Source organism: Phenylobacterium sp. (assembly GCF_044236515.1).
Taxonomy (GTDB): Bacteria; Pseudomonadota; Alphaproteobacteria; order Caulobacterales; family Caulobacteraceae; genus Phenylobacterium.
In genome coordinates this window covers 1-5,986 of record NZ_JBIIGK010000164.1, presented here as the reverse complement: position 1 = coordinate 5,986, position 5,986 = coordinate 1, and the positions used below count along the sequence as shown (strand labels likewise).

The 5,986-nt window shown below is 70.7% G+C and carries 8 protein-coding genes; 7 read left to right on the top strand and 1 reads right to left on the bottom strand.

Going from position 1 to position 5,986, the window contains the following annotated elements; all coding sequences use genetic code 11:
- From ACILRF_RS13775 to ACILRF_RS13765, 3 genes are all read left to right on the top strand, one after another.
- The coding region (locus ACILRF_RS13775; protein WP_395673837.1) for a putative PEP-binding protein at window positions 1–1,028 on the top strand (1,028 nt) is incomplete at its 5' end.
- An 82-nt stretch (window positions 1,029–1,110) separates the two neighbouring features.
- Window positions 1,111–2,052, top strand: a complete 942-nt coding sequence (locus ACILRF_RS13770; protein WP_395673835.1) for a helix-turn-helix domain-containing protein — start codon at window positions 1,111–1,113, stop codon at window positions 2,050–2,052.
- Window positions 2,053–2,087: 35 nt separating this feature from the next.
- Window positions 2,088–2,558 carry a 5' nucleotidase, NT5C type gene (locus tag ACILRF_RS13765; RefSeq protein WP_395673833.1) on the top strand — a complete coding sequence of 157 codons (471 nt, stop codon included), beginning with the start codon at window positions 2,088–2,090 and terminating at the stop codon, window positions 2,556–2,558.
- On the opposite strand, the gene ACILRF_RS13760 is transcribed toward ACILRF_RS13765, so the two are convergent.
- A complete protein-coding gene (locus ACILRF_RS13760; protein ID WP_395673831.1) occupies window positions 2,559–3,413 on the bottom strand; it encodes an RcnB family protein in 855 nt (284 codons plus the stop codon).
- Between the two features lie 148 nt (window positions 3,414–3,561).
- Here ACILRF_RS13760 and ACILRF_RS13755 point away from each other — a divergent pair, with 148 nt between their 5' ends.
- From ACILRF_RS13755 to ACILRF_RS13740, 4 genes are all read left to right on the top strand, one after another.
- Complete coding sequence (locus tag ACILRF_RS13755) at window positions 3,562–4,104, top strand: DUF924 family protein (protein ID WP_395673829.1); 543 nt, start codon at window positions 3,562–3,564, stop codon at window positions 4,102–4,104.
- 86 nt (window positions 4,105–4,190) lie between these two features.
- Window positions 4,191–5,030 carry a thymidylate synthase gene (locus ACILRF_RS13750; protein WP_395673827.1) on the top strand — a complete coding sequence of 280 codons (840 nt, stop codon included), beginning with the start codon at window positions 4,191–4,193 and terminating at the stop codon, window positions 5,028–5,030.
- Window positions 5,030–5,338: a phosphoribosyl-ATP pyrophosphohydrolase gene (locus ACILRF_RS13745; protein ID WP_395673825.1), complete on the top strand. Its 309-nt coding sequence runs from the start codon at window positions 5,030–5,032 to the stop codon at window positions 5,336–5,338. The genes ACILRF_RS13750 and ACILRF_RS13745 overlap by 1 nt, the downstream gene beginning before the upstream one ends.
- Window positions 5,335–5,853, top strand: a complete 519-nt coding sequence (locus ACILRF_RS13740; RefSeq protein ID WP_395673823.1) for a dihydrofolate reductase — start codon at window positions 5,335–5,337, stop codon at window positions 5,851–5,853. The genes ACILRF_RS13745 and ACILRF_RS13740 overlap by 4 nt, the downstream gene beginning before the upstream one ends.
- Window positions 5,854–5,986 lie beyond the last annotated feature (133 nt).

Below are 5,986 nucleotides of genomic sequence, written 5' to 3'. Positions count from 1 at the left end.
ACGTGGTGCACGCCATCCAGGCGCGGATCGACGTGCGCCGGCAACGGCGCGCCGAGTTCGACAAGCTGCGCGACACGCCGGCCTTCACCCGCGACGGGGCGAAGATCACCCTGCTGATGAACGCCGGGTTAGACGTCGACCTCGACATCCTGGCCGACACCGGGGCGGAGGGCATCGGCCTGTTCCGCACCGAGTTCCAGTTCATGGTCGCCGAGGAGATGCCGCGCTTCAACGCCCAGGCCGCGCTCTATTCGCGGGTCATGGACGCCGCAGGCGACCGACCGGTCACCTTCCGCACCCTCGACCTCGGCGGCGACAAGGTGCTGCCGTACCTGGAGGCCGAGCGGGAGGACAATCCGGCGCTGGGCTGGCGAGCCATCCGCATGGGCCTCGATCGTCCGGCCCTGCTGCGCCTCCAGCTCCGCGCCCTGATCGCGGCGGCGAAGGGCCGGCCGCTGCGGGTGATGTTCCCGCTGGTCGCCAACGTCGACGAGTTCCGCGCCGGCCGCGCCCTGGTCGACACCGAGATCGCCTGGGCCCTGCGCCGCGGCCGCAAGGCGCCATCCCGCCTCAGCGTCGGCGCGATGATCGAGGCCCCGTCCTTGGTCTGGCACCTCGACGCCCTGCTGCCGATGACCGACTTCGTCAGCGTCGGCACCAACGACCTGTTGCAGTACATGTTCGCCGCCGATCGCGGGAACCCGCGCGTCGCCGATCGCTTCGACCCCCTGTCGCCGCCGTTCCTGCGGGCGCTGGAAGCAATCCAACGCGCCTGCGCCGAGACCGGCACCCCGGTCAGCGTCTGCGGCGAGATGGCCGGACGCCCCCTGGAGGCCTTCGCCCTCGTCGCCCTCGGCTTCGAGCGGCTATCGATGCCGCCGGCCGGCGTCGGCCCGGTGAAGCAGATGGTCCTGTCCTGCGACCGCGAGGCCGCCCGCCGCGGGGTCTCGGCCCTGCTCAAGGGCGGCGCCGGCTCGGTGCGCAACGAGATCGAGACCCTGGCCCGCAAGACCTATCTGGCCATCTAGGCGAAATCACGTGACGGTTGACCGCATTGAGCGCCGGTCGCCCCCTCGATACCGCTTGGGCGCCGAGTGAGAGATGGATTTGGTGGCCAAGGCTGATCCCCACGACTGGACGACGCCCGGCCTCGACGGCGCGGCCAACGTCGGCGAAGCGCTGCGCACCGCGCGTGAGGCCAAGGGCCTGTCGCTGGACGAGCTCGCTGAACGCACCCGCGTCCGCCGCTCCTACCTCGCCGCCATCGAGGACATGCGCCTCGAGGCCCTGCCGTCCCGGCCCTTCACCATCGGGTACGTCCGCGCCTACGCCGAGGCCCTCGGCCTCGACCCCGAGGCCGCCGTCTACCGCTTCAAGTCGGACGAGCCGGTGCTCGACGAGCCGCTCCGCGCCCCGGTCGGCGTGCACGACGAGCGCGACCCGCGCCTGTCGGCCCTGATCGCCGGCGGCTGCGTGATGGTTGGCGCGATCTTCATGTGGAACATCGCCCAGCGAGCCATGCTCGACGCCGCCCCGCCGCCGCCGCTCGCTCCCGAAAAGGCCGTGGTCAGAGCGCTCACGGCGCAGAAGGCCGGCCCCGTCGCTCTCGGCGCCCCGCTGCCCGCCCCGGTCGAGTCCACCACCCCCGCGCTCTACGAGACGCCCGGCCTCTCCAAGGCGGGCGCCGACGGCCGCGGCAACCTCGATCCGCCCGCCGTCCTTGGGGTGACGCCGATCGACGCCGCGCCGCCCGACACCTCGCAGCTGGCGGCGCAGTTCAAGCCGGACGGCCGTGTCTACGGGGCCGCCCCCGACCAGCCCTCCGCCGTCACCTTGAAGGCGCTGCGCTCGGGCGCCCTGATCATCCGCGGCGTCGACGGCTCGGTCTATTTCGCCCGCCAGCTCGACAAGGGCGAGGCCTACCGGATCCCGGCCGTCGCCGGCCTGGTGGTCGACGTCTCCGACCCGCTGGCCTTCCAGGTCTTCGCCGCCGGCCAGTCGCGCGGCTTCCTGCCGGCGGCGATGTCGTCAGCCAGCAAGCTCGGCGGCTAGGCGAACCGCCGCCGGCCCGGGACGTTCATCGCCCCATGCGCAAACAGATCTATCTCGACTGCGACGGCGTCCTCGCCGACTTCGACAAAGGGGCGGAGGCCATCCTCGGCGCGCCGCCGAAGGCGTTCGAGAAGCGTCACGGTCCCGGCCAGTTCTGGAAGCGTCTGGCCACCGCCAACGGCTTCTTCGAGCACCTCGAACCGCTGCCGGACGCCTACGACCTCTACAACGCGGTCAAGCACCGCAACCCGATCATCCTGACCGGGCTGCCGCGCGGCAATTGGGCCGAGCCGCAGAAGCGCCGCTGGGCCGAGAGGCACTTCCCTGGGGTCGAGGTGATCACCACCATGGCGGCGCTGAAGCGCGAATACTGCCACCCCGGCGACGTCCTGGTCGACGACCGGGATAAGCACCGCCACCTGTGGGAGCAAGCGGGCGGAGTCTTCATCCATCACAAGGCGGCTGCGAGCTCGATCTCCGAACTCGCAGCCCTTGGGTTCATCTGACTACCAGAACACCATCCGCACGACCTGGAAGACCTGTCCGGTGTACTCGTCGACCAGGATCGCGTCGTAGCCGACCCGCACCCAGTCGAGGCCCGGCGGCGGCACCGGCAGGCCGTAGTTCCACCAGTCATGCAGCCGGTAGCCGTCGTCGTACCAGCCGCGCGGCAGGATATCGCCGTAGCCCCAGCTGTACGAATAGAACCCGACCGGCGGGCGCCAGATGTGGCCCCGGAAGCGGCTCGGGCTGGTGTAGATCGGCGGATAGCGCCGCGGCTCCCAGCGGGGGTGGTTGGTCGGCGGCCGGCGACGGTCGTTGTCCCACCGGCGGTCATCCCGGCGGCCCTCCCAGCGACGGTCACCGTCGCGCCGGCCGTCCCAGCGGCGGTCGTCGCCACGCCGGTCGTCCCGGCGGCCGTCACGATCCCACCGACGGTCGTCGTCACGCCGGCCGTCGTTGTCGAAGCGACGACCATCGCGTTCCCAGCGGCGCTGCTCGCCGTCCCGCCGCTCGACGGTCGGGCGCTCGATGTTCGGACGCTGCAGGTCAGGCCGCTGACGCTCGCCGCCGTCGAAACGGCGACGCTCCTCGCCCCCCTGACGCTCGGGCCGAGCCTGCCGTTCCGGTCGGGTCTGGCGTTCCGGTCGGGCCTGACCTTCCGGCCGCCCCTGGCGCTCCGACCACGCCTGACGCTCGGGCCGGTTCGGCCGCTCGGCCCGTGGCGACGGCCGCTCCATGCGACCCTCGCGGGCCGGCGGGCGATCCCGCTCCGGTCGGCCTTGCCGCTCCTGGGCCATCGCCCCGGTGGCGGCGCCCGCCAGCAGGACGAGCAGCAGGCCCATGCTCTTCGTCTTCATCGTCTCGATCTCCGAGGCCCCCGATCATCGGGGAGCCCCATGGGTGGTCCCTTGCTTGGCACGATCGCGCCGGAGCCATGAACCGGGGTTGAACGCCGGGGCGGCGCGGGCCAGGGTCCGGCCGGCAAGGCTTTCGAGGAGGCGCGACGTGGCGGCCAGTCCCAACGACATCCTGGGCTTCTGGCGCCAGGCCGGGCCTCAGAAGTGGTACGCCAAGCACTCGGGCTTCGACGATTCCATCCGCCTGAAGTTCGAGCCCTCGCACCACCGCGCCGCCTGCGGCGACTACGACAGCTGGGCCGCCACGCCGGAGGGCGCCCTGGCTCTCTTGATCCTGCTCGACCAGTTCCCGCGCAACCTCTACCGCGGTTCGGCCCACGCCTGGGCCACCGACCCCAAGGCCCGCGCCATCGCCCGCGCCGCCACTTCCGCGGGCTTCCACATGCAGGTCGAGCCCGTGCTGCGACAGTTCTTCGTCCTGCCCTTCGAGCATTCGGAGAACCTCGCCGACCAAGACTACAGCCTCGCCCTGGCCGCCGAGCTCGGCGACGAGGAGATCCTCAAGTGGGCGAAGGTCCACCGCGATATCATCGTCCGTTTCGGCCGCTTCCCCCATCGCAACGTCGCCCTCGGCCGCACGACCACGGCTGACGAACAGGCGTTCCTCGACGACGGCGGCTTCGCCGGCTGAGCCGCGACGCGATAGCTGTGGACGGCCATCGCCTGGGCCGGCGAATCGAGGCGAGATCGACGCCGCCTCTTGCTAAGATTTCGGCCATGAACGCCCACGCCGCCATCCGCGCCGCTGAGACCGGGGACGCCCTCGAGCAGCCCTACCTCGACCTCTTGGCCGACATTCTGGCCAACGGCGTCCGCCGCGAGGACCGCACCGGCGTCGGCACCCTCGGCGTCTTTGGCCGGCAGATGCGCTTCGACCTGTCGCGCGGCTTCCCGCTGCTGACCACCAAGAAGCTGCACCGCAAATCGATCATCCTGGAGCTGCTTTGGTTCCTGCGCGGCGACACCAACGTGCGCTGGCTGCAGGAACAGGGCGTCAGCATCTGGGACGAGTGGGCCGACGCCGACGGCGAGCTTGGTCCGGTTTACGGCAAACAGTGGCGCTCTTGGGCCGCCCCCGACGGCCGCACCATCGACCAGGTCGCCGATCTCGTTCAGGCGCTGAAGACCAATCCGCACAGCCGCCGCCACATCGTCTCGGCCTGGAACCCCGCCGAGGTGCCGCACATGGCCCTGCCGCCGTGCCACTGCCTGTTCCAGTTCTTCGTCGCTGACGGAAAGCTGAGCTGCCAGCTCTACCAGCGATCGGCGGACGTGTTCCTCGGCGTGCCGTTCAACATCGCCAGCTACGCCCTGCTGACCCTGATGATGGCCAAGGTGACCGGCCTGCAGCCCGGCGAGTTCGTGCACACCCTCGGCGACGCGCACCTCTACCTGAACCACCTCGATCAGGCCCGCCTGCAACTGACCCGCACGCCGCTTGCCCCGCCGGTCATGCACATCGCCGACCGCGACGACCTCTTCGCCTTCGAATATGGCGACTTCCGGCTGGAAGGCTACGAGGCCCACCCGTCGATCCCGGCCCCGATCGCGGTCTGATGGACCTCGCCGAGATCAGCGACGCGGCGGCGGAGATCTCCGACATCTACGCCGGCAAGTACGGCATCGATCGCGACGACGACTGGTTCCTGCTGAAACTCCAGGAGGAGCTCGGCGAACTTGCACAGGCGCACCTGCGCCTTTCCTCCCGCGGTCGCGGTCAGGCCACCGAGCAGCAGCGGGCCGACGAGGCCGCCGACGTTCTCTGTCAGCTCCTGTTGTACTTCCGCCGCTTCGGCATCGATCCGGAGGATGCGGTACGCCGCAAGTGGCTGTCCTGGCTGGAGCCGGCTAAACCGGCGGCATGAGCCAGATCACCCTGACCGCCGGTCCCATCGCCCGCGCCCGCAATGGCGTCATCGGACGGGACGGGACCCTGCCCTGGCGGCTCAAGTCCGACCTCGCGATCTTCCGCGCCGTGACCATGGGCAAGCCGGTGATCATGGGCCGCAAGACTTGGGAGAGCCTCCCGAAGAAGCCCCTGCCCGGCCGCACCAACATCGTCCTGAGCCGCGACGGCTCGTTCGAGGCCAAGGGCGCCGTGACCTGCGAGGACTTCTCCGAGGCGGTGCAGATCGCCCGCGAACAGGCCGAGGAGGACGGGGCGGGCGAGGTCTGCGTGATCGGCGGCGCCTCGCTGTTCGAGCTCGCCCTCAGGCGCGCCCGTCGCCTCTACCTGACCGATGTCCTCGCCGAGATCGACGGCGACGTGCGGCTGTCGGACATCGACGAGCGGCAATGGAAGGAAGTGCGGCGCGACGAATACCCGGCCTCAGAGACCGACCAGCATCCGTTCGTCTTCCGCGTTCTGGAAAAGATCTAGCGCCGCTCGTTCCAGCCGTAGGCGACCCAGTGATGGCCGCCCAGATACCGCGCCTCGATCAGGCCGTCGGCGCGGTTGCGCACCCGCGCCGTGCGGCGGGCGCGCAGGGCCAGGCCGGCGAAGGCCAGCAGCG